Raw genomic sequence first — 22,401 nt, forward strand, 5'->3', positions numbered from 1 at the left:
ACCACAACAGAAGGAGACAGCGATGCCAGCGATGCGATTGAACTGGAAGGGACTTGCCGCGGCTGCGGCGATGACGGTGGCGGCGCATGCTGCGACGGCGGCGGTGCCGCTGCCGTCGCTCGGCGCCAACCCGGCGGAGGTGAGCGTGTCCGGCCTGTCGGCCGGCGGTTTCGCGGCGGTGCAATTGCACGTGGCCTATTCGGCCACCTTCAAGCGCGGCGCCGGCGTGGTGGCCGGCGGGCCGTTCTACTGCGCCGAAGGCTCGGTGCTCAATGCCACCGGCCGGTGCATGACGCACGGCAGCAGCATCCCGGTGTCGTCTCTCGTGAGCACCACCAACAGCTGGGCCGCGAGCGGCGCGATCGACCCGGTGTCCAACCTGGGCAGCTCCAAGGTGTACATGTTCTCGGGCACTTCCGACAACACCGTCAAGCAGGCGGTGATGGACGACCTGAAGACCTACTACCAGAGCTTCGTGCCCGCGGCCAACATCGTCTACAAGAACAACATCGGCGCCGGCCACGCGATGGTCACCGACGACTACGGCAGCGCCTGCAGCACCACCGCGGCGCCCTACATCAACAACTGCGGCTTCGACCTGGCGGGCGAGATCCTCACGCAGCTCTATGGCCCGCTGAACCCGCGCAACAACGGCACGCTGGGCGGCACCTTCACCGAGTTCAACCAGTCGGAGTTCGTGTCCGGCCACGGCATGGCCGCGACCGGCTGGATCTACGTGCCGCAGGCTTGCACCACCACCTCGTGCCGCGTGCACCTGGTGCTGCACGGCTGCAAGCAGAACTACTCGGACGTGAGCGACCAGTACGTGCGCAAGACCGGCTACAACCGCTGGGCCGACACCAACAACATCGTGCTGATCTATCCGCAGACCAGCACCGCGGCCACCAACAGCTGCTGGGACTGGTGGGGCTACGACAGCGCCAACTACGCGAAGAAGTCGGGCCCGCAGATGGCGGCGTTCAAGGCCATGATCGACCGCGTGACCAGCTCCGGCGGCGGCACCGGCGGACTGCCCGCGCCGACCGGCGTGGGCACCTCGGGCGCGACCAGCAGCAGCATGGTGATCGGCTGGAACGCCGTGAGCGGCGCCAGCGGCTACAACGTGTACCGCGGCGGCAGCAAGGTCAACGCCTCGCCGGTCACCGCCACCAGCTACACCGACAGCGGCCTGGCCGCGTCGACCAGCTACAGCTGGACCGTGGCCGCGCTGAACGCGAGCAACGTCGAAGGCGCCATGTCGACGGCCGCCACCGGCGCCACGACAGCGGGCAGCGGCGGAGGCACCGGCACCTGCTACACCTCCAGCAACTACACGCATACCATCGCCGGACGCGCCTATGCCTTGTACGGGCTGACCTACGCCTACGGCTCGAACCAGTCCATGGGGCTGTGGAACATCTACGCGACGACCACGCTGAAGCAGACCGGCCCCAACTACTACGTGATCGGCAGCTGTTGAGGCCGCCGTGCAATTTTCCGACTCCTGATTTGCAATGACCAACGATGCTTGAGACCCGAGATCTGACCATCCGCTTCGGTGGGCACGTGGCCGTCAACAGTGTGAGCTGCGCTTTCGCGCCGGGCACGCTGACGGCCATCGTGGGCCCCAACGGCGCGGGCAAGACCACTTACTTCAATCTGATCTCGGGCCAGCTCAAGGCGAGCGCCGGCACGGTGTCGCTCGACGGGCAGCCGCTGTCGGGGCTGTCGCCGTCCGCGCGCACGCACGCGGGGCTGGGGCGGGCCTTCCAGCTCACCAACCTGTTCCCCAACCTCACGGTGCTGGAGAACGTGCGCCTGGCGGTGCAGGCCACGCGCGAAGGCGCCCACCGGCGCGGCCTGAACCTCTGGAGCATCTGGAGCGACCACAAGGCGCTGACCGAGCGGGCCGACCAGATCCTGGCCGAGGTGGCGCTCAAGTCGCGCGAACACGCGACGGTGGCGAGCCTGCCGCACGGCGACCAGCGCAAGCTCGAAGTGGCATTGCTGATGGCGCTGGAGCCCAAGGTCTTCATGTTCGACGAGCCCACGGCCGGCATGAACGCGGCCGAGGCGCCCGTCATTCTCGACCTGATCCGCAAGCTCAAGCAGGACAAGACCAAGACCATCCTGCTGGTCGAACACAAGATGGACGTGGTGCGCGAGCTGGCGGACCGCATCATCGTGCTGCACAACGGCACGCTGGTGGCCGACGGCGAACCGGCCGAGGTGATCGCCTCGCCCGTGGTGCAAGAGGCCTACCTGGGCGTTGCGAAGGAGGCCGCCGCATGACGCGTCCGATGATGAATTTCTCCCTCTCCTTCCGGGGGAGGGCAGGGGTGGGGGCCGACGGCCTCCAATTCGCCGCGGTCGCGCCAGCGCCGCTTGCCCCCATCCCAACCTTCCCCCGGAAGGGGAAGGAGCAATACCGATGACAACTCAGAACCTGTTGAGCCTCGAGGGCGTGCACACGCACATCGGGGCGTATCACATCCTGCACGGCGTGGACCTCGCCGTGCCGCGCGGCCAGCTCACCATGCTGCTGGGGCGCAACGGCGCCGGCAAGACGACCACGCTGCGAACCATCATGGGCCTGTGGCATGCGTCGCAGGGCAGGGTGCGCTTCGGTGACAAGGAAATCACCGCCCAGCACACGCCGCAGATCGCCGGCCTGGGCATTGCCTACGTGCCCGAGAACATGGGCGTCTTCTCCGACCTCACGGTGAAAGAGAACATGCTGCTCGCCGCGCGCGGTGCCAAGAATGCGCAGCAGATCGACGACACGCGCCTGAAGTGGATCTTCAAGCTCTTCCCCGCGGTCGAGAAGTTCTGGAACCACCCGGCGGGCAAGCTCTCGGGCGGCCAGAAGCAGATGCTGGCGGTGTCGCGCGCCATCGTGGAGCCGCGCGAACTGCTCATCATCGACGAGCCCAGCAAGGGCCTGGCGCCCGTGATGATCAACAACATGATCGACGCCTTCGCCGAGCTCAAGCGCAGCGGCGTGACCATCCTGCTGGTGGAGCAGAACATCAACTTCGCCCAGCGCCTGGGCGACACCGTCGCGGTGATGGACAACGGCCGCGTGGTGCACGCAGGCTCCATGGCGGAGTTCTCCGCCGACGCGCAACTGCAGCAATCGCTGCTCGGACTGGCTCTATGAAAATCGACTTCGACTGGAAGCCGCTGCTGCTGGCCCCGGTGCTCGCGCTCGCCGCGCTGCCGCTGACCGGCTCTTTCTCCACCTGGCTCACGCTCACCGTCGCGGGGCTGGCGATGGGCATGATCATCTTCATCATCGCCTCGGGCCTGACGCTGGTGTTCGGCCTGATGGACGTGCTCAACTTCGGCCACGGCGTGTTCATTGCGCTGGGGGCCTTCGTGGCCAGCAGCGTGCTCGGCCTGATGGGCGACTGGACCGGCTCGGGCGAGCTGTGGCGCAACCTGGTGGCGGTGTTCCCGGCCATGCTGGTCGCGATGGCGGTGGCCGGCGCGGTGGGGCTGGCCTTCGAGCGCTTCATCGTGCGGCCGGTGTACGGCCAGCACCTGAAGCAGATTCTCATCACGATGGGCGGCATGATCATCGGCGAGGAGCTCATCAAGGTGATCTGGGGCCCGGCGCAGATTCCGCTGCCGCTGCCCGAAGCCCTGCGCGGCTCGCTGCTGGTGGGCGACGCCGCGATCAGCAAGTACCGGCTGCTCGCGGTGGCCGTGGGCGTGGTGGTGTTCGGCGTGCTCGCATGGACGCTGGGGCGCACCAAGATCGGCCTGCTCATCCGCGCCGGCGTGCAAGACCGCGAGATGGTCGAGTCGCTGGGCTACCGCATCGGGCGCCTGTTCGTCGGCGTGTTCGTGGTGGGCAGCGCGCTGGCCGGCCTGGGCGGCGTGATGTGGGGGCTGTTCCAGCAGAACCTGGTGCCGCAGATGGGCGCGCAGGTCAACGTGCTGATCTTCATCGTCATCATCATCGGCGGGCTGGGCTCGACGGGCGGGGCGCTCATCGGCGCGCTGCTGGTGGGGCTGATGACCAACTACATCGGCTTCCTGCTGCCCACGCTCACGCAGTTCGCCAGCATCTTCCTGATGGTCGCCGTGCTGCTGTGGCGTCCGCAGGGCGTGTACCCCGTGGCGAACCGCTGAGAAGGAGAAAGCCGTCATGTTCCTCAAACGACTTCTCTCCAACGACATGCCGCGCAGCCGCCTGCTGGCGCTGCTGCTGGTGGTGCTGTTCCTCGCGCTGGCGTTCGCGCCGTTCATCTTCCCGGGCGTGAAGGCGCTCAGCGTCGCGGCCAAGATCCTGGTGTTCGTGGTGCTGGTGGCCAGCTTCGACCTGCTGCTGGGCTACACCGGCATCGTGAGCTTCGCGCACACGATGTTCTTCGGCATCGGTGCCTATGGCATCGCCATCTCGGCCTCGCGGCTGGGGCCCAACTGGGGCGCGGTGCTGGTGGGGCTGGGCGCGTCGCTGGCGATCTCGCTGGTGCTCTCGTTCGCCATCGGCTTGTTCTCGCTGCGGGTGCGCGCGATCTTCTTCGCGATGATCACGCTGGCCGTGGCCTCGGCCTTCCAGACGCTGGCCTCGCAGCTGTCGGACTTCACCGGCGGCGAGGACGGCCTGACCTTCAAGCTGCCCGAGCTGATCTCGCCGAGCTTCGAGTTCTCGGAAGAGCCTTTCCTCGGCGTGTCGCTCGACGGGCGCCTGCTGTGCTACTACCTGCTGTTCGTGGCGGCGGTGGTGCTGGTGCTCGCGCTGCTGCGCATCGTGAATTCGCCGTTCGGCCGCGTGCTGCAGGCCATCCGCGAGAACGAGTTCCGCGCCGAGGCCATCGGCTACCGCGTGGTGGTGTACCGCACCACGGCGGCCGTGCTGTCGGCGCTGTTCGCCACGCTGGCCGGCGCAATGCTGGCCATCTGGCTGCGCTACAACGGGCCGGACACCTCGCTGAGCTTCGAGATCATGATCGACGTGCTTCTCATCGTGGTGATCGGCGGCATGGGCACGATCTACGGCGCGGCCATCGGTGCGGTGCTGTTCGTCATTGCCCAGAGCTACCTGCAGGACCTGCTGCGCATCGGCAACGAAGCCGCGAGCGGCCTGCCGTGGCTGGCCGCGCTGCTCTCGCCCGACCGCTGGCTGCTGTGGCTCGGCGTGCTGTTCGTGCTGTCCGTCTATTACTTCCCCACCGGCATCGTCGGCAAACTGCGAGCAAGGGCTGCGCGATGAGCGACAACCACAACAATCAGATTCCACTCTCGCGCTATGCGCAGCTCGCGGGTCGCGAGATCCACTGGCTCGAATGGGGTGCCGAAGACGCGCCCGTGGTCATCGCCTGGCACGGCCTGGCGCGCACCGGCCGCGACATGGACGAACTGGCGCAGCACTTCGCCTCGCGCGGCTTCCGCGTGATCTGTCCGGACACCATCGGCCGCGGCCTGAGCCAGTGGAGTCCGCTGCCCGACGAGGAATACAAGCTGTCGTTCTACGCGCGCATCGCCAATGCGCTGTGCGACGAACTGCGACTGGGGCGTGTGCACTGGGTGGGTACCTCGATGGGCGGGGCCATCGGCACGGTGTGCGCGTCAGGCCTCTTCGAGCCGCGCATGAAGGCCCGCATCGCGAGCCTGGTGCTCAACGACAACGCGCCGGAGCTGGCCCAGCCCGCCATCGAACGCATCCGCGCCTACGCGGGCCAGCCGCCCGCGTTCGACACCGTGGCCGAACTGGAGGCGTTCTTCCGCACCGTCTACAAGCCCTACGGCTGGCTCAGCGACGCGCAATGGCGCCGGCTGACCGAAAGCTCCACGCGCCGGCTGGCCGACGGCCGTGTCACGCCGCACTACGACCCGGCGATGGTCCGGCAGTTCAGCGCGCACGACAACGACTACCTGATCTGGCCGCACTACGACGCCATCGAAGTGCCGGTGCTGTGCCTGCGCGGTGTCGAGTCCGACCTGGTGCTGCCCGAGGTGATCGAGGAAATGAAGCGCCGCGGCCCCGGCGCCGCCGGCCGGCTGCAGGTGATCGAAGTGCCTGCCTGCGGACACGCGCCCGCGCTCAACGTGCCGGAACAACTGGATCCGGTCGAAGGGTTTATCCGGGCCGCCGGTCGGTGAAGCCGCGGCGGCGGGACAATCGCCGCCGCGTCTTCAACCACCACAACAAGGCCTCGAACATCATGGCGCTCTCGCTGTATGACCTGTCCGTGCCCGTCTTCGCACGCGGACTCGGCCAACTCACCCATCTGCTCGACAAGAGCCTGGCGCACGCCAAGGCCAACGGCATCGACCCGGCCGCGCTGGTCGAGGCCCGCCTGGCGCCCGACATGCTCACCCTGGCCGGCCAGATCCAGCGCGCCAGCGACGCGTCGAAGCTGGGCACGGCCCGCATCGCCGGCATCACCGCGCCGAGCTTTCCGGACGAGGAAAAGACCTGGGACGACCTGCTCGCGCGCATCGTGAAGACGCAGGACTTCCTGGCCACGGTTGACCGCGCGCTGATCGACGGGCAGGAAGAACGCCCCGTGACCATCAAGGCGCGCGAAGGCGAAGCGCACTTCACCGCGCAGCGCTACCTGCTGCAGTTCGCGCTGCCCAACTTCTTCTTCCACGTGACCACCGCCTACGACGTGCTGCGCCACAAGGGCATTCCGGTGGGCAAGATGGACTACCTCGGCAAGTTCTGAGGCCGCCTCCCCGGGGGGGCGCCCGGACAAAGTTCAAATTGCCGTGACACATGCGCACGCCCGGCGTGCGCCGCGAACAATCGCACCTGACCGCTGTCGGTCTGACACAGGAACGGGGTTGCGATCATGAAGAACATGCTGTCCAGGAGAGCGTTCTCGGGGCTCGCGGCGGGGGCGTCGGCCCTGGTGGCCGCGGCCGGTGGCGGATGGCCGGTGCGCAGTGCCTTTGCCGCGCCGCCGGTCCTGCGGGAGTACGGCAAGGCCCCCGAGTTCGCCGGCATCGACAAATGGCTCAACTCCGAACCGCTCACCCTCAGGAGCCTGGCCGGGCAGGTGGTGCTGGTCGATTTCTGGACCTACTCCTGCATCAACTGCATTCGCACGCTGCCGCACGTGGTGAGCTGGTACGAGAAGTACAAGGACCAGGGCTTCGTGGTGGTGGGCGTGCATTCGCCCGAGTTCGCCTACGAGAAGCTGACGCGCAACGTGGAAGACGCGATCCGGCGATTCAACATCCGCTACCCGGTGGCGCAGGACAACGCCTTTGCCACCTGGAAGGCCTACGACAACCAGTACTGGCCGGCTTTCTACCTGGTCGACAGCAAGGGCCAGGTGATGCGGCAGCACTTCGGCGAAGGCGAATATGCCGAGATGGAGACCGCTATCGAGGCGCTGCTGTCGCGCAAGTCGGCGGTCTGAGGCTTGCGGGCTACCGGGCGCGCGTCAGGGCTTGCGCGCGCACAGCGAATACATCAGCGGGATGCGGGGCATGCCTTCAGGCGGCGCCATGCGGCGGCCGCCGATGTCGCGCATGCCCTCGAAGGGCTTCCAGCCGTTGGCATACGGATACTCGTCGAGGCGCTCGACCACCAGGCCGGCCTGCGACAGCGCGGTCGTCACCTGGCCCACGCCCCATGAGAACTCGAAGCTCGGGTGCGGGTTGCTGAAGTCCTGCACGCCGGCCTCGTAGCCCTCGCGCACGAGGCCATCGCCGGACTCGGCCACGTAGTCGCTCACGCCGTCTTCCGGCACCGGCGCGTCGTTGAAATAGTCGTAGTGGAACCGCCACGCCGGGTCGAACACCATCGCGAACGGATGGAAGTCGATGAAGACGAAGCGCCCGCCGGGCGCGAGCACTTGCGACACGCCGCGCGCCCATGCCGACAGGTCGGACAGCCAGCACAGCGTGCCGTAGGAACAGAACACGATGTCGTGGCGCTCGCCGCGCGCCTGTGCCTCACCGAAGTAGTCGTACACGTCCGAGCGGACGAACCGCGCCGGAACGCCCGACTGCGCCGAGAGCCGCGTCGCGAAGGCGATGGCCTCGTCGGAAATGTCCACGCCCGTCACGTCGGCGCCCAGCCGCGCGATGCTCAGGCTGTCCTGTCCGGCGTTGCACTGAAGGTGCAGCACGCGCAGGCCCTGCACGTTGCCGAGCAGCCCGGCTTCTTCGGGGAAGAGCGTCGAGCCGCCGTTGCGGAAGAACGCAGCCTGGTCGCCCTTGTGGCTGTTGTGCGCGACGGTGGCCGCGTTCCACGAGAGCCGGTTGGCCTCGTGCAGTTCTTTTTTCATCGCGTGAATGCCTGTGTCGGCCAGCCCGCCAGGTTGCGCTCGGCGATGCCCGCGAGCGCGGTGATCCACGCCGGGCTGTCGTTGAGGCAGGGGATGTAGCTGAAGGCCTTGCCGCCTGCGTGCAGGAAGGCTTCGCGGCCTTCCATGGCGATTTCTTCCAGCGTTTCCAGGCAGTCGGCGGGAAAGCCCGGGCACACCACGTCGACGCGCTGGATGCCTGAGGCGCCCAGTTCGCGCAGCGTGGGTTCGGTGTAGGGCTCGAGCCACTTGGCGCGGCCGAAGCGCGACTGGAAGGTGACGCGATGCTGCGCCGCGGAAAGCCCCAGCCGCGCAGCGAGCAGGCGCGCGGTTTCCAGGCACTGCGACTGGTACGGGTCGCCGAGCGCGATGTTGCGCGCGGGAATGCCGTGGAAGCTCATCAGCAGCACTTCGCCGCGGCCTTCGGTCTTCCAGTGTTTCTCGATGCCTTGCGCGAGCGCCTCGATGTAGGCCGGGTCGTCGTGGAAGTCGTTGACGAAGCGGAACTCCGGTAGGCGGCGCTGCTTGCGGCTCCAGTCGTTCACCGCGTCGATCACGCTGGCCGTGGTGGTAGCCGAGTATTGCGGGTAGGCCTGCAGCACCAGCACGCGGGTGGCGCCTTCGGCCTGCAGCGCGTCGAGGCGCGAGGCGATGGACGGGTTGGCGTAGCGCATCGCGTCGCGCACCGTCACGCGGTGGCCGCGTTCGCCGAGCCAGCCGGCCAGCAGCGTGGCCTGCTTCTGCGTGAACACCTTGAGCGGCGAGCCTTCGGGCGTCCAGATGCTCGCGTACTTGGCGGCCGACTTGGCGGGCCGCGTGCGCAGGATGATGCCGTGCAGGATCAGCGCCCAGATCGCCTTGGGGATCTCGACCACGCGCGGGTCGCCCAGGAAGTCGGCGAGGTAGGGGCGCACGGCGGCGGCGGTGGGTGCGTCGGGCGAGCCCAGGTTGCACCAGAGCACGGCGGTGCGCGGGGTGCCCGGCTGGGCGGTCTCGGGATGTGGAGGCATGCGATATTCTCTCAGGCATGACCTCCGCTTCGACGGCGCCAGCGGGCGCCGAACCCCTCGACCTCCAACGCATTTCCGCGATTTCGCTCGACCTCGACGACACGCTGTGGCCGATCTGGCCGACCATCGAGCGCGCCGAGGGCGTGCTGCAGGAATGGCTGCTGCGCGAGGCGCCCAAGACGGCCTCGCTGCTGCTCACCCCCGGCATTCTTCGCGAACTGCGCGAGGCCACCGCCAAGGAACGTTCCGACCTCGCGCACGACCTCAGCGCGCTGCGCCGCGAGTCGATCCGCACCGCGCTCAAGCGCGCGGGCGAAGACCCGGCTCTGGCCGACCCGGCCTTCGACGCCTTCTTCGAGGAACGCCAGCGCGTGACGCTGTACGACGACGCGCTGCCCGCGCTCAAGTGGCTCAGCGAGCGCTATCCGCTGGTGGCCATCTCGAACGGCAACGCCGACATCCACAAGACCGGCGTCGGCCGCTGGTTCCGCACCGCCTTCAATGCCCGCGCCTTCGGCAGCGGCAAGCCGCATGCGCCGATCTTCCGCGCCGCCGCGGCATCGGTCGGCTTCCTGCCGAAAGACGTGCTGCACGTGGGCGACGACGCCGAACTCGACGTGGTCGGCGCGCTCAATGTCGGGATGCAGGCCGCATGGCTCGTGCGCGACGAGCGGCCCTGGGTGCATGGCGCCCGGCCGCAGCTGATCGTGCCGAACCTGCACGCGCTGTGCGTGGCGCTGGGCGCCTGAAGCCTTACTTGAATACCGGCCGGAAGAAGCTGCGTTCGTAGCTGAGGATGCAGCGGGTTTCTTCCGCGTACCTGAAGGCGGCCTGGCACTCCGGGTCCTGCATCGAGTCGGCGCGGTACTTTTCGTAGGCGGCAAGGCTCGGAAAGGTGAACATCGCCAGAGCCACGTTGTTCGTGCCTTCCGAGGGCAGGAAGTAGCCGTGGTGCTGGCCGCCGAACTTCTCGACCAGCGGAATCCAGAGCTTGCCGTAGTGCTCGAACTCCTTGAGCTTGTAGGCGTCGACGATGTAGCGCAGGTAGCAGGTGACCATGGGGCGGGTTCCGGGAAGTGAGGGGGTATTGGCGCGGCGTCTGCGCCGAATCGCCGGGCTGACTATAGTTTCCCGTCGTCCTCAACGTCTTGCGGCCTCGCGCCGGACAGGAACCCGAAGTGCATTTTTCGAACTGGCTCGTCTTCTGCGGCGTCACGCTGCTCGTCGCCTTCACCCCCGGACCGGCGGTGCTGCTCGCGGTCTCGAACTCGATGAGCGTGGGTCCGCGACGCGCGATGATCAGCTCGCTCGGCAATGCGACAGGGCTGTTCATGGTGTCGGCCGCGGCGATGGCCGGCCTGGGCGTGGTGCTCTCGACCTCGGCCCATGCCTTCATGCTGCTGAAGCTGGCCGGCGCGGCCTACCTGATCTACCTGGGCATCAAGCAGTGGCGCAGCCAGGGCAGCGTGTTCGCCGACCTGCAGGGCGCACCGGCCGGTGCCGTGCCGCGTTCGAGCCTGCGACTGTTCGGCAACGGCCTGACGGTGGCGCTGACCAACCCCAAGGGCATTCTTTTCTTCTCCGCGCTGTTCCCGCAGTTCCTCACGCAGGAAGCGCCGCTGGCCATGCAGTTCGCGGTGCTGACGACCACCTTCGCGACTGCCTCGGTGCTGTCGCATGCGTTCTACGTGCTGCTGGCACGCCTGCTGCGCAAGCAGCTGTCGGACCCGCGCCGCACGCGGCTGTTCAACAAGGTGTCGGGCGGGGCCTTCGTGCTGCTGGGCCTGAGCCTGCTGCGGCTGCGCAACAAGGCCGCGGCCTGAGCTTCTTCTTCGCGCTTCAGTCGAGCGCGAACTGCTCGCGCAATGCCGCGCAGAAGTCGGCCGAGCCGCTGAGCGAGAGGGTGACAGTGTCGAAGCGCGGGTTTTCCTCGCGCGTTTCCTGCAGGTCGTAGTCCCAGGTCGCGCCTTCGTCGAGGGGGCCCCGCGCGTGCGGGAAGGTGGCCTCGGCCCACGCCAGCACGGCGGCGATTTCCTGCTTTACCTCGGGCGTCTTTTCGGGCGTGGTCGATGCCATCGCGTCGAAGGTGCCGTGGCCTTCGGTGTCTTCGCTGTAGTCGAAGTCGAGATAGCGCAGTTCGGTGGTCATGGTGTCAATGCCTGGGCGGCGGCGAGCCCGCTGAGGACGGCGCCTTCGAGCGTGGCGGGGTAGGGGCCTTCGGTGTAGTCGCCGCAGGCCTGCAGGCCGGGCGCGATGGCCGAGGAAGGCCTGGCGAGGGCGGGCGTGCATGCGAAGGTGGCGCGCTTTTCGACCACGGTCTGCACGAGCTGCAGCTCCGATTGGCCCAGTTGCGCGGCCGCCTGCGCGATCACCTGTTCTTCCAGCACTTCACGCGAGCCCTCGTTGGCGCTGACGACCATCGCGAGTACCCCTTGCATGCCGCCAAGCTGGCCCCGGTCGAACGCGAACTGCGCGGGGGCGGTGGCCGGGTCGCTGCGCAGCGCGAGCATCGGTTCTGCCAGCGGCGAGGCGCCGCGCACGTAGACGGTGGCGATGGCTTCGAAGCGCAAGGCCTCGGTGGTCGCGCACCAGCCATCCGCTTGCAGGCCGGACGCGCGGACCAGCCGTGCCGCGTCCCACGGCGCGCAGGCCAGCACGACCTGGTCGAAGACTTCGCCGTCGGCACGCCACTGGACACCTTCGGGTGCGATCGCGCGCACCCGGGTGCCGATGCGCACTTGCGCGCCCTGTGCGGTCAGCCATCGGATGGCCGCGTCGGGAAGCAGTGCGCCCAGGTCGGCACGGGGCAGCAGCAGGTCGGCGCCGCCGCTGCCGCTGAAGAGGGCGTCTTTCAGAACGCGAAGGAACACTTCGCCGCTCGACTGCGCCACCGGCGTGTTGAGCGCGGAAACGCACAGCGGCTCGATCAGCTCCTTCATCACGCGCGGCGTGAGGCCGGCGCACAGATCGGCGACCGTGGTGGTGCCGGCGCAGCGAAAGCCCGCAAGGCGCCAGCCGATGGCGGTGCGCAGCAGCGACGACTTGTCGCGCCACGTCCAGCCGCGCGCGGTGAAGATGCCGGCCAGCAGGTCGAGCGGCGCGGGCAGCCGCGGCAGCTTGAGCCCGCCGCCGTCCGCAAAGCGCAGCGACAGCGGCAGGCGCAGCAGCACGCTGTCGACATCCACGCCGACATCGCGCATGAGCTTCAGCGTGGCGGTGTACGCGCCGATCAGGATGTGCTGCCCGTTGTCGAGCGCCAGCCCATGCATGTCGTCGACGCGCCGCGCCCGGCCGCCGGGCATGTGCGCTGCTTCGAACAGCGTGACGGCTTGCCCGAGCCGCGTGGCCTCGACCGCGCAGGCGAGGCCGGCCCAGCCGGCACCGATGACGGCTGTCTTCATGCGCGATGTGCCGCTGGCGTGGGGCCATTTCCAGGAACACCGAGGAACTGGCTTTGCCGGGCCTCAGGTGTTGCCCCCGGTAGGGGGGGGGCGAAGCGACACGAAGTGCGCGAAGCCTGGGGGCGAGTCATATTCTGCCCAGCGCCTGAACTTTCCAGGCCAGCCAGAACTTGCGTACCGGCGTCAGGCTCACGCGCTGGTTCAGCACCTGGAAGTCGTCGCGCTCGATCTCGCGCAGCAGGGTGCGGTAGATGCTGGCCATCATGAGGCCCGGCTTCTGCGCGCGGCGGTCGGCCAGCGGGAGCAGGGCGAGCGCCTCGTCGTAGGCCACATGGGCGCGCGCGGCCTGGAACTTCATCAGCGTGACGAAGCGGTCGGAGTGCACGCGGTTCAGGATCTCGTGCGCCTTCACGTCGAACTTCTGCAGCTCGTTCACCGGCAGGTAGATGCGTCCGCGCAGGGCGTCTTCGCCCACGTCGCGCAGGATGTTGGTGAGTTGCAGCGCCAGGCCCAGCTTGTGGGCGTAGGCGGTGGTCTGCGGGTCGGTCTGGCCGAAGATGCGCGCCGCGACTTCGCCCACCACGCCGGCCACCAGGTGGCAGTAGCGCGAAAGGCCCGGGAAGTCGAGGTAGCGGGTCTGGTGCAGGTCCATCTGGCAGCCGTCGATCACCTCGTTGAGCTGGCGCGCCTCGATGCGGTAGGCCGCGGCGTGCGGCATCAGCGCCTGCATCACCGGGTGGCGGGGCGTGCCGGCAAAAGACTGGGCCACCTCGGTGCGCCACCAGGCGAGCTTGGTGGCGGCCACGCCTGGGTCGCTGACCTCGTCGACCACGTCGTCGACCTCGCGGCAGAACGCATAGAAGGCCGTGATCGCGGCGCGGCGCGGCTTGGGGAGAAACAGGAAGGCGTAATAGAAACTGCTGCCCGAGGCGGCGGCCTTGTCTTGCACGTATTGCTCGGGATTCATCGGGGAGGCGCTGCTTTCATGGGCCGTGATTGTCTCCGCATCCGCATGGCCTTCCAGAGCAGCACGGGGGCATCGGCCTTGCCGACGGTGGGGCGCTGCGAGAAGGTGTCGAAGCCGAGGTCGACGATCTTGTCGAGGATGCGCAGCCCGCCCTGCACGACCAGCCGCAGTTCCCAGCCCGCGCGGCCCGGTAGCCGGTGCACCAGCGGCGCGCCTTCGGTCATGAGTTCGCGCGCCCAATAAGACATCACTGCTATCAGATTGATAGCTTCCTGCGGCGGCGGGGCCGGCGAGAGCGGCGCGAAGACCTTGAAGTTCTCGCGCGTCAGGCCGCGCCGATCGCAGTCGGTCAGCGGAAAGTAGAAGCGCCCGCGCGGCAGGTCGACGCCCGGGTCCTGCCAGAAATTGATGAGCTGCAGCGCGCTGCAGATGGCGTCGCTCTGCGCCAGCGCCTGGGCGTCGTGCACGTCGTACAGGTGCAGCAAGAGGCGGCCGACCGGGTTGGCGGAGCGGCGGCAGTAGTCGAGCAACTCGGCGCGGTCGGCATAGGTGCCGTGGTCGCGGGTTTTCTCGATGTCCTGCATGAAGGCGCTCAGCAGGTCGGCGAGCAGGTCTTCGGGCAGCTTGTACTGCGCGATGCTGTGGACCAGGGGGCCGAACACATGGGGCCAGCGCGACGACGCCAGCACCTCGCCCTGCGCGGCGGCGGCCAGTTCTTCTCGGTAGGCGCGCAGCTCGGCCAGCCGCTGGTCGGGCGAGGCTTCGCCTTCGTCGGCGATGTCGTCGGCGGTGCGCGCGAAGTGGTAAATGGCGGCAATGGGCGGTCGCAGGTGCGGCGGGCACAGCCAGGAGGCGACCGGAAAATTTTCGTAGTGGGCCGGCGCAGCGGCAAGGTGGGGAGTGGCAGGCACGCGACGATTGTCCGCGACGACGCAACGCCTCGGCACTATGCTCGCATCGTCGCCACTTCGAACTTCCTGCTTCTCATGAAAGCATCCGCACCGGCTTCCGGGTCCCAGGTTTCAGCGTATGGCGAGGCAGCGCACCCGGCGGGGCCGACGCTCATGATCGCCGCGCTGGGCGTGGTGTTCGGCGACATCGGCACCTCGCCGCTCTACGCCTTCAAGGAGACGATGAACCCGGAGCACGGCGTGCCGTTCTCTCCCGACTCGGTGCTGGGCCTGCTCTCGCTGATCTTCTGGGGGCTGATGTTCGTGGTCACGCTGAAGTACGTGGTGTTCGTGCTGCGCGCCGACCACGACGGCGAGGGCGGCATCCTGGCGCTGCAGGCGCTGGCGCGCAACGCGGTGGCCGGGCCGAAGACAAAACCCTGGGTATGGAACGTGATCGGCATGCTCGGGCTGGTGGGCGCGGCCATGTTCTACGGCGACAGCCTCATTACCCCGGCCATCTCAGTGCTGTCGGCGGTCGAGGGCCTGGAGGTGCAGGCGCCGGTGCTGCAGAAGGCGGTGCTGCCGATCACGGTGATCATCCTCATAGGGCTGTTCGCGGTGCAGAAAAAAGGCACGGGCGTGGTCGGCAAGGTGTTCGGGCCGGTCATGCTGTTGTGGTTCCTGATACTCGCCGCGGCCGGGCTGTGGCAGGTGCTGCAGCAGCCGCAGGTGCTGGCGGCGCTCGATCCGCGCCGGGCCCTCGGTTTCCTGGTCGAGCACCGGGCGCAGTCGCTGGCGGTGCTGGGCGCGGTGTTCCTGGCCTTCACGGGCGGGGAGGCGCTGTATGCCGACATGGGGCATTTTGGCGCCAGGCCGATCCGGCTTGCCTGGCTGTTCATCGCGCTGCCGGGGCTGGTGCTGAACTACTTCGGGCAGGGTGCGCTGGTGCTGGGCAACCCGGCGGCCATCGACAACCCGTTCTTCCGGCTCTTTCCCTCTTGGGGCGTGCTGCCGATGGTGGTGCTGGCGGCCATGGCCACGGTCATTGCTTCGCAGGCGGTGATTTCGGGCGCCTTCTCGCTCACGGCGCAGGCGATGCGCATGGGCTACCTGCCGCGGATGCGGGTGATCCAGACCTCGGGCACGGCCATCGGTCAGATCTACGTGCCGACGGTCAACTGGCTGCTGATGGTGGGGGTGCTGCTGCTGGTGCTGGGCTTCCGCAGCTCGGGCGCGCTGTCGGCGGCTTACGGCATCGCGGTGTCGATCACCATGGTGACGACCACGCTGCTGGCCGGCATCGTGGCCTGGGGCCTGTGGCGTTGGAACAAGGTGGCGGTGGTGGTCGGCGCGGCGGCCTTCGTGGTGGTCGACCTGACCTTCGTGGTGGCCAACAGCCTCAAGATCGCGGAGGGCGGCTGGCTCACGCTGGCGGTGGCGGTCGTGGTGATGGTGCTCTTCACCACCTGGGCCAAGGGCCGCCGGCTGGGGCTGGAAGCCGCCGCGGCCGAGAGCCTGCCGCTGCGGCCCTTCTTCGAGTCGCTGGCACTGCACATGCCGCATCGCGTGAGCGGCACGGCGGTGTTCCTGAACCCCGACGCCACGGCGGTGCCGCATGCGCTGCTGCACAACCTCAAGCACAACCAGGTGCTGCACGAGCAGGTGATCGTGCTGCGCGTGCAGCCCAGCGACACGCCGCGCGTCGATGCGCGCAACCGCATCGAGGCCGAGCAGCTGATGGACGGCATATGGGTGGTCACGGCGCATCACGGCTTCATGGAGCGGCCGGACGTGCCCGAGTTCATGCGCATCCTGGCCTACCAGAAGACGCTGGCGATCGACTCGATGAAGACCTCGTATTTCGTCTCGCGCGCCTCGGTCGGCGAGGAAAACCTGCCGGGCATGAACCCGGTCCGGCGCGCGCTGTTCGGCTGGCTGCAGCGCAATGCGGGGCGGGCATCGGACTATTTCGAACTGCCCGACAACCGCCTGGTGGAGATGGGGCTGCGCACGTAGCTTGGAGGCGCGAGCGGGGCTTCGTTCTCCGCTCTAGTGACCAACGGGTCATTGACAGTATTTCGCGCTTACCCTAGATTACTAACCAGTGGGTCATTAATGACCCGGTTCGTCCTCTTCTGGGTGTCTCATGACCGCCTCCACCACTGTCTTTTCCCGTGCCCGCAGCGCCGCATGGCTGCTGCTTCCCGCCGTCTTCCTGGTCGGCTGCTCGCCGAAACCCGCGGCCCAGGACCCTGTTCGCGCGGTCAAGTTCGTGACCGTGGGGGCGAGCGAATTCGACGCCCAGCCCGAGTTCTCGGCCGAGGTGCGGGCGCGTGTCGAGTCGCGACTGGGCTTCCGCGTGGCGGGCAAGATCACCCGGCGCCAGGCCGAGCTCGGCCAGCATGTGCAGGCCGGCCAAGTGCTGGCGCAACTCGATCCGCAGGATTACCGGCTCGCCGCCGAAGCCGCCCGCGCCCAGCAGGCCGCGGCGCTGACCAACCGTGATCTAGCCGCCGCCGACCTGAAGCGCTACCGCGAGCTGCGCGAGCAGAACTTCATCAGCGGCGCCGAACTGGAGCGCCGCGAAACCACCTGGAAGGCCGCGCAAGCCCAGCTCGAGCAGGCACAGGCCCAACTCTCGTCGCAAGGCAACCAGGCCAACTACACGACGCTCGTGGCCGACGTGGCCGGCATCATCACCGCCATCGAGGCGGAGCCGGGCCAAGTGGTGCAGGCCGGCACGCCGGTCGTGCGCATCGCGCAGGACGGCGCGCGCGACGTGGTGTTCGCGGTGCCGGAAGACCGCGCCACGCTCGTGAAGACGGGTTCGCCGGTCACGGTGCGCGGCTGGTCGGGCGGCAACGAACTGCAGGGCCAGGTCCGCGAGGTCGCGGCCAGCGCCGATGCTGTCACGCGCACCTATTCGATCAAGGTGGCCATCGACGCCGCCACCGCGCCGCCGCTCGGCGCCACGGTCTATGCGCGCCCGCAGGCGCTGGCGCATGCCGGCGCCACGGTGCTGAAGCTGCCGACCAGCGCCCTGCGCCAGGAAGGCAAGGGCTCGGCTGTGTGGGTGCTCGACAAATCGACCATGACGGTGCGCTCGCAGGCCGTGCAGGTGGCCACGGCCGACGGCAACGAGGCCGTCATCGCCAGCGGCATCACGCCCGGCATGATGGTCGTGGCCGCCGGTGTGCACGTGCTCTCGCCGGGTCAGAAGGTCACCATCTACCAGTCGAAGGAGGCGGCCGCGGCCGCCGCCAATGCCGGCACAAAGGCGTCGGTGCAGCCCGTGGCCGCCGTCGCCGCGACCGACAAGGAGATCGCGGCAGGCGCAACGGGTGGTGTTGCCAAATGAGCGGCAGCCCAGCGAACACCCACGACAAGCCCGCCGGCTTCAACCTCTCCAAATGGGCGCTGGACCACGCGCCCCTGACGCGCTACCTGATGGTGGTGCTGATGGTGCTGGGTGCGTTCGCGTACTTCCAGCTGGGGCAGGACGAAGACCCGCCGTTCACCTTCCGCGCCATGGTCGTCAAGACCTACTGGCCGGGCGCCACCGCGCAGCAGGTGGCCGAACAAGTGACCGACAAGCTCGAGCGCACGCTGCAGGAAGCGCCCTACGCCGACAAGATCCGCAGCTACTCGAAGCCGGGCGAGTCGCAGATCATCTTCAACATCAAGGACTCGTCGAAGTCCACCGAGGTCGCCAACGTCTGGTACACGGTGCGCAAGAAGATCGGCGACATGCGCGCCACCTTGCCGGCCGGCGTGCAGGGGCCGTTCTTCAATGACGACTTCGGCGACGTCTACGGCGTGATCTACGCGCTGGAAAGCGAAGGCTTCAGCTACGCCGAACTCAAGACGCTGGCCGACGACGTGCGCCAGCAGCTGCTGCGCGTGAAGGACGTGGCCAAGGTCGATCAGTTCGGTGTGCAGGACGAGAAGGTCTACATCGAGATCTCGCAGAAGCGCCTGGCCCAGCTCGGGCTCGACTTCAATGCGGTGCTGCAGCAGCTCGGCTCGCAGAACGCGGTGGAAAGCGCCGGCTCCATCTCGTCGCCGCAGGACGTGGTGCAGGTGCGCGTGGCCGGCCAGTTCACCAGCGTCGACCAGCTGCGCGACATGCCCATCCGCGGCAGCTCGGGCAGCCAGATCAAGCTGGGCGACATCGCGGACATCCACCGCGGCTATGTCGATCCGCCGGCGGTCAAGGTGCACCACCAGGGCAAGGAAGTGATCGCGCTCGGCGTGTCGATGGCCAAGGGCGGCGACATCATCGCGCTGGGCAAGGCACTGAAGGCCACCACCGCCACCATCGACAAGCGCCTGCCGGCCGGCGTGAAGCTGGCGCAGGTGCAGGACCAGCCGGTGTCCGTGGCCAGCTCGGTCAATGAATTCGTCGGGGTGCTGATCGAGGCCGTGGCCATCGTGCTGGCCGTGAGCATCATCTCGCTCGGGCTGCACAAGGGCGGGCGCTTCGGCTGGTACATCGACATGCGTCCGGGGCTGGTGGTGGCGATCACCATTCCGCTGGTACTGGCCGTGACCTTCCTGGCGATGAACTACTTCGGCATCGGGCTGCACAAGATATCGCTGGGCTCGCTCATCATCGCGCTCGGCCTCCTGGTGGACGACGCCATCATCGCGGTCGAGATGATGGTGCGGAAGATGGAAGAGGGCTACGACAAGGCCCGCGCAGCCACCTACGCCTACGACGTCACCGCCAAGCCGATGCTCACGGGCACGCTCATCACCGCCGCCGGCTTCCTGCCGATCGGCCTGGCCAAGTCGGTGACGGGCGAATACACCTTCGCGATCTTTGCCGTGACGGTGATCGCGCTGGTGCTGTCGTGGATCGTCTCGGTGTACTTCGTGCCGTACCTCGGCACGCTGCTGCTCAAGGTGAAGGCGCACGACCCCGATGCACCGCCGCACGAGATGTTCGACTCGGCTTTCTACAACGCCTTTCGCCGCGCGGTGAATTGGTGCGTGGAGCACCGCTGGGCGACCATCGGCGCCACTGTGTTGATCTTCGCGCTGGGTATCGTGGGCATGGGCAAGGTGCAGCAGCAGTTCTTCCCGGACTCGAGCCGGCCCGAGATCCTGGTCGACATCTGGTTCCCGGAAGGCACTTCGTTCGCCGCGAACGAGGAAGTTGCAAAGCGCGTGGAGAAACGATTCATGGAAGAGGCCGGCGTGAGTACGGTCAGCACCTGGATCGGCTCGGGCGTGCCACGCTTCTACCTGCCGCTGGACCAGGTGTTCCCGCAGACCAACGTGTCGCAGCTCATCGTGCTGGCCAAGGACCTGAAGGTGCGCGAAACGCTGCGCCTGAAGCTGCCGCAGCTGCTGGCGCAGGAGTTTCCCGAGGTGCGGGGCCGCGTCAAGCTGCTGCCCAACGGGCCGCCCGTGGCCTACCCGGTGCAGTTCCGCGTGATCGGACCCGACCCCGCGCTGCTGCGCGGCCACGCCGACGAGGTCAAGGCCGTGCTGCGCGACAACCCCAACATGCGCGGCGTGAACGACAACTGGAACGAGTCGGTGAAGGTGATCCGCCTCGAGGTCGACCAGGCCAAGGCCCGCGCCCTGGGCGTGACCAGCCAGGCCATCGCGCAGGCGTCGAAGACGATGTTCAGCGGCACCACCGTGGGCCAGTACCGCGAGAACGACCTGCTGATCGACATCGTGCTGCGCCAGGCGCCCGACGAGCGCCAGGCCATCTCGGACATCGGCAATGCCTACATCCCGACGAGCTCGGGCCGCTCGATTCCGCTCACGCAGATCGCCAAGCCGGTGTTCACCTGGGAGCCGGGCGTGATGTGGCGCGAGAACCGCGACTACGCCATCACCGTGCAGGGCGACGTGATCGAAGGCCTGCAGGGCGCGACCGTCACGACCCAGCTGCTGCCGAAGCTGCGCGAGCTGGAGGCCGGCTGGGCCGCGGCCGGGCAGGGCGGCTACCGCGTCGAAGTGGCGGGCGCGGCCGAGGAAAGCAGCAAGGGCTCGGCCTCCATCGTGGCCGGCGTGCCGATCATGCTGTTCCTGGTGTTCACGTTGCTGATGCTGCAGCTGCACAGCTTCAGCCGTTCGCTGCTGGTGTTCATCACCGGTCCGATGGGCATTGCCGGCGTGGCTGGCGCGCTGCTGGTGCTGAACCGGCCGTTCGGCTTCGTCGCGCTGCTGGGCGTGATCGCGCTGATGGGCATGATCCAGCGCAACGCGGTGATCCTGATCGACCAGATCGAGATCGACCGCGCGGCGGGCGTGCCGGCGTGGGACGCGATCGTCGAGTCGGCGGTGCGGCGGCTGCGCCCGATCGTGCTGACGGCGGCGGCCGCGGTGCTGGCGATGATCCCGCTGTCGCGCAGCGTGTTCTGGGGGCCGATGGCGGTTGCAATCATGGGCGGGCTGATCGTGGCAACGGTGTTGACCCTGCTCGCGTTGCCTGCGATGTACGCCGCTGCATTCCGTGTGAAGCGAGAGCCGAAAGCGGTGCCGATTAGCGTCTAAAATAGAAAGCTGACCGATTTCAAGCGGATGGTCTTTGGCCCACGGCAACCCGTGGCGCAGAAAGCCCGTCCGCTTTTGCATTCACCTGAAAAGATTGGCATCGCGCGGGTGGCGAAATTGGTAGACGCACCAGGTTTAGGTCCTGACGTTCGCAAGAACGTGCCGGTTCGAGTCCGGCCCCGCGCACCAGCCCTCTGCAACGTAGCCCGTTCTATCGAGCAGTAAAAAGCCCCGTTTCGCAAGGAACGGGGCTTTTTCTTTTGCGCCGGTTCTTACCAGTCGTTGTCGCCGCCGCTGTTGTCGCTGCCGCTGTCGAAACTGCCGCCGCCGCTCGAGTCGTCCCAGGAACTCGTGTCCTTGATGCCGAAGTCGTTGTCGACGATGCGATCGGACTCAGGCGTGGTCGACGAAGGCCAGAGGCCGCGGCCCATTTCGGTGTTGCCGTTGTCGGTGATGCGGCTCGTGCCGTTGTCCCGGTTGTCGATCGTGTTGCTGTCACTGCCGTGCATCCAGTGGCGCACCGCTTCCTGCGCGACCATCGCGCCGACGCCCACCGCCGCACCCGTGGCAAGCGCCGATCCGAGGCCCATGCCGGGGCTGGCTGCGGGCGGTGGCGCGGGTGTCCAGTTGCCGCCGGGGCCATAGCTTCCGTAGCCAGCCGGAGCGCCCTGCATGCCTGGCATTCCTGGGCCCGGGCCGTACGACGGAGCGACCGGTGTCGCGGGCGGCGCGACACGGCGCCGGAAGGCGAGATACCCGACGACCAGCAGCCCCAAAAGGACGATGGGCGTCCAGGGCACGGAGCTCGTTCCGCGCTCGGTGACGCGCGGCGCAGGCGCGGCGGGTTCGCTCACGCGAGAGGGCGCGCTCCTGGTCTGCGGCGCCGGCTTGTCGAGCTTGTTCGTGAGCCGCTCGACGGCCTCGGGCTTGGCGAAATCGAGTTCGGGCGACAGCGTCTTCGCCTTCGCGAGCTCGCTTCTCGCGTCGTCGAGCTTGCCTTCGGCCGCGAGCAGTTCGGAGTGGACGAAGTGCGCCTTGGCGCTGCTCGGGTGGTCCTTCAGCACCTTCGCGATCATCGCGTCGGCGTCGGACATGCGGCCGCCGTTGGCGGCCTCGTAGATCTGCTGGATGGTCGGCTCTTTGGGAGCCGGCGCGTCGGTCTTGGCCTGCGCGAGCGATGGCATGCCGAATGCCACGGCAAGGGTGAAGGCGAGGGCGGCGAACATTCTCTGGAGCATGAGAGTCTTCCTGTGCGTTCCTGTGAAGGACGATGAATCGATGGTCACTCTACGAGCCGAATATTGGCCAAACCTGACCGCCGTTCGCGCCGCCTCCCACCCCCGTGAA

At 67.8% G+C, this 22,401-nt stretch carries 21 protein-coding genes and 1 tRNA gene; 14 read left to right on the top strand and 8 right to left on the bottom strand.

Features of this window, described 5'->3' with window-relative positions; translation table 11 throughout:
• Positions 1–22 precede the first annotated feature (22 nt).
• From L3V85_RS16390 to L3V85_RS16425, 8 genes are all read left to right on the top strand, one after another.
• Entirely contained in the window at positions 23–1,480 is a 1,458-nt protein-coding gene (locus L3V85_RS16390; RefSeq protein WP_237680115.1) for an extracellular catalytic domain type 2 short-chain-length polyhydroxyalkanoate depolymerase, read from the top strand.
• A gap of 44 nt (positions 1,481–1,524) precedes the next feature.
• The gene (locus tag L3V85_RS16395; RefSeq protein ID WP_237680116.1) at positions 1,525–2,292 is read left to right on the top strand and encodes an ABC transporter ATP-binding protein; all 768 of its coding nucleotides are present in this window, start codon (positions 1,525–1,527) and stop codon (positions 2,290–2,292) included.
• 139 nt (positions 2,293–2,431) lie between these two features.
• Positions 2,432–3,160, top strand: a complete 729-nt coding sequence (locus L3V85_RS16400; RefSeq protein ID WP_237680117.1) for an ABC transporter ATP-binding protein — start codon at positions 2,432–2,434, stop codon at positions 3,158–3,160.
• Positions 3,157–4,137: a branched-chain amino acid ABC transporter permease gene (locus L3V85_RS16405; RefSeq protein ID WP_237680118.1), complete on the top strand. Its 981-nt coding sequence runs from the start codon at positions 3,157–3,159 to the stop codon at positions 4,135–4,137. Before L3V85_RS16400 ends, L3V85_RS16405 begins: the two co-directional genes overlap by 4 nt.
• Positions 4,138–4,153: 16 nt before the next feature.
• Positions 4,154–5,221 carry a branched-chain amino acid ABC transporter permease gene (locus L3V85_RS16410; RefSeq protein ID WP_237680119.1) on the top strand — a complete coding sequence of 356 codons (1,068 nt, stop codon included), beginning with the start codon at positions 4,154–4,156 and terminating at the stop codon, positions 5,219–5,221.
• On the top strand, positions 5,218–6,111 hold the full coding sequence (locus L3V85_RS16415; RefSeq protein ID WP_237680120.1) for an alpha/beta fold hydrolase: 894 nt from the start codon (positions 5,218–5,220) through the stop codon (positions 6,109–6,111). The genes L3V85_RS16410 and L3V85_RS16415 overlap by 4 nt, the downstream gene beginning before the upstream one ends.
• A 62-nt stretch (positions 6,112–6,173) precedes the next feature.
• Positions 6,174–6,680 (top strand): DUF1993 domain-containing protein, encoded by a 507-nt coding sequence (locus L3V85_RS16420; protein WP_237680121.1) that lies wholly within the window; start codon positions 6,174–6,176, stop codon positions 6,678–6,680.
• A gap of 135 nt (positions 6,681–6,815) precedes the next feature.
• Positions 6,816–7,379: a thioredoxin family protein gene (locus tag L3V85_RS16425; RefSeq protein WP_237680575.1), complete on the top strand. Its 564-nt coding sequence runs from the start codon at positions 6,816–6,818 to the stop codon at positions 7,377–7,379.
• A 24-nt stretch (positions 7,380–7,403) separates the two neighbouring features.
• Here the strand turns inward: L3V85_RS16425 and L3V85_RS16430 are convergent, their stop codons facing one another.
• A complete protein-coding gene (locus L3V85_RS16430) occupies positions 7,404–8,252 on the bottom strand; it encodes a class I SAM-dependent methyltransferase (protein ID WP_237680122.1) in 849 nt (282 codons plus the stop codon).
• Positions 8,249–9,280 (bottom strand): ferrochelatase, encoded by a 1,032-nt coding sequence (gene hemH / locus L3V85_RS16435; protein ID WP_237680123.1) that lies wholly within the window; start codon positions 9,278–9,280, stop codon positions 8,249–8,251. The genes L3V85_RS16430 and hemH overlap by 4 nt, the downstream gene beginning before the upstream one ends.
• 17 nt (positions 9,281–9,297) lie before the next feature.
• Here hemH and L3V85_RS16440 point away from each other — a divergent pair, with 17 nt between their 5' ends.
• Positions 9,298–10,029: an HAD family hydrolase gene (locus L3V85_RS16440; protein WP_237680124.1), complete on the top strand. Its 732-nt coding sequence runs from the start codon at positions 9,298–9,300 to the stop codon at positions 10,027–10,029.
• A 4-nt stretch (positions 10,030–10,033) separates the two neighbouring features.
• On the opposite strand, the gene L3V85_RS16445 is transcribed toward L3V85_RS16440, so the two are convergent.
• The gene (locus L3V85_RS16445; RefSeq protein ID WP_237680125.1) at positions 10,034–10,339 is read right to left on the bottom strand and encodes an NIPSNAP family protein; all 306 of its coding nucleotides are present in this window, start codon (positions 10,337–10,339) and stop codon (positions 10,034–10,036) included.
• A gap of 119 nt (positions 10,340–10,458) precedes the next feature.
• Between L3V85_RS16445 and L3V85_RS16450 the strand changes: the two genes are divergently transcribed.
• Positions 10,459–11,103 carry a LysE family translocator gene (locus L3V85_RS16450; protein WP_237680126.1) on the top strand — a complete coding sequence of 215 codons (645 nt, stop codon included), beginning with the start codon at positions 10,459–10,461 and terminating at the stop codon, positions 11,101–11,103.
• Positions 11,104–11,119: 16 nt separating this feature from the next.
• On the opposite strand, the gene L3V85_RS16455 is transcribed toward L3V85_RS16450, so the two are convergent.
• The 4 genes from L3V85_RS16455 to hpnC all read right to left on the bottom strand — a co-directional run bounded on the left by L3V85_RS16455 (position 11,120) and on the right by hpnC (position 14,559).
• Positions 11,120–11,428, bottom strand: coding sequence for a hypothetical protein (locus tag L3V85_RS16455; protein WP_237680127.1), 309 nt, complete (start codon positions 11,426–11,428; stop codon positions 11,120–11,122).
• Complete coding sequence (gene hpnE, locus L3V85_RS16460; protein ID WP_237680128.1) at positions 11,425–12,681, bottom strand: hydroxysqualene dehydroxylase HpnE; 1,257 nt, start codon at positions 12,679–12,681, stop codon at positions 11,425–11,427. Before hpnE ends, L3V85_RS16455 begins: the two co-directional genes overlap by 4 nt.
• A 127-nt stretch (positions 12,682–12,808) precedes the next feature.
• Positions 12,809–13,648 carry a presqualene diphosphate synthase HpnD gene (hpnD, locus tag L3V85_RS16465; protein ID WP_237680129.1) on the bottom strand — a complete coding sequence of 280 codons (840 nt, stop codon included), beginning with the start codon at positions 13,646–13,648 and terminating at the stop codon, positions 12,809–12,811.
• Complete coding sequence (gene hpnC / locus L3V85_RS16470) at positions 13,645–14,559, bottom strand: squalene synthase HpnC (protein ID WP_237680130.1); 915 nt, start codon at positions 14,557–14,559, stop codon at positions 13,645–13,647. Before hpnC ends, hpnD begins: the two co-directional genes overlap by 4 nt.
• A gap of 153 nt (positions 14,560–14,712) precedes the next feature.
• On the opposite strand from hpnC, the gene L3V85_RS16475 reads away from it, so the two are divergent.
• From L3V85_RS16475 to L3V85_RS16490, 4 genes are all read left to right on the top strand, one after another.
• The gene (locus L3V85_RS16475) at positions 14,713–16,557 is read left to right on the top strand and encodes a potassium transporter Kup (protein WP_237680576.1); all 1,845 of its coding nucleotides are present in this window, start codon (positions 14,713–14,715) and stop codon (positions 16,555–16,557) included.
• Between the two features lie 130 nt (positions 16,558–16,687).
• Positions 16,688–17,899: an efflux RND transporter periplasmic adaptor subunit gene (locus tag L3V85_RS16480; RefSeq protein ID WP_237680131.1), complete on the top strand. Its 1,212-nt coding sequence runs from the start codon at positions 16,688–16,690 to the stop codon at positions 17,897–17,899.
• Positions 17,896–21,054, top strand: a complete 3,159-nt coding sequence (locus L3V85_RS16485; protein WP_237680132.1) for an efflux RND transporter permease subunit — start codon at positions 17,896–17,898, stop codon at positions 21,052–21,054. The genes L3V85_RS16480 and L3V85_RS16485 overlap by 4 nt, the downstream gene beginning before the upstream one ends.
• Positions 21,055–21,156: 102 nt before the next feature.
• Positions 21,157–21,243, top strand: a tRNA-Leu gene (locus tag L3V85_RS16490).
• Positions 21,244–21,326: 83 nt separating this feature from the next.
• Here L3V85_RS16490 and L3V85_RS16495 read toward each other — a convergent pair.
• On the bottom strand, positions 21,327–22,292 hold the full coding sequence (locus tag L3V85_RS16495) for a tetratricopeptide repeat protein (RefSeq protein ID WP_237680133.1): 966 nt from the start codon (positions 22,290–22,292) through the stop codon (positions 21,327–21,329).
• Positions 22,293–22,401: the final 109 nt, after the last annotated feature.

It is taken from the genome of Variovorax paradoxus (assembly GCF_022009635.1).
Lineage (GTDB): Bacteria > Pseudomonadota > Gammaproteobacteria > Burkholderiales > Burkholderiaceae_C > Variovorax.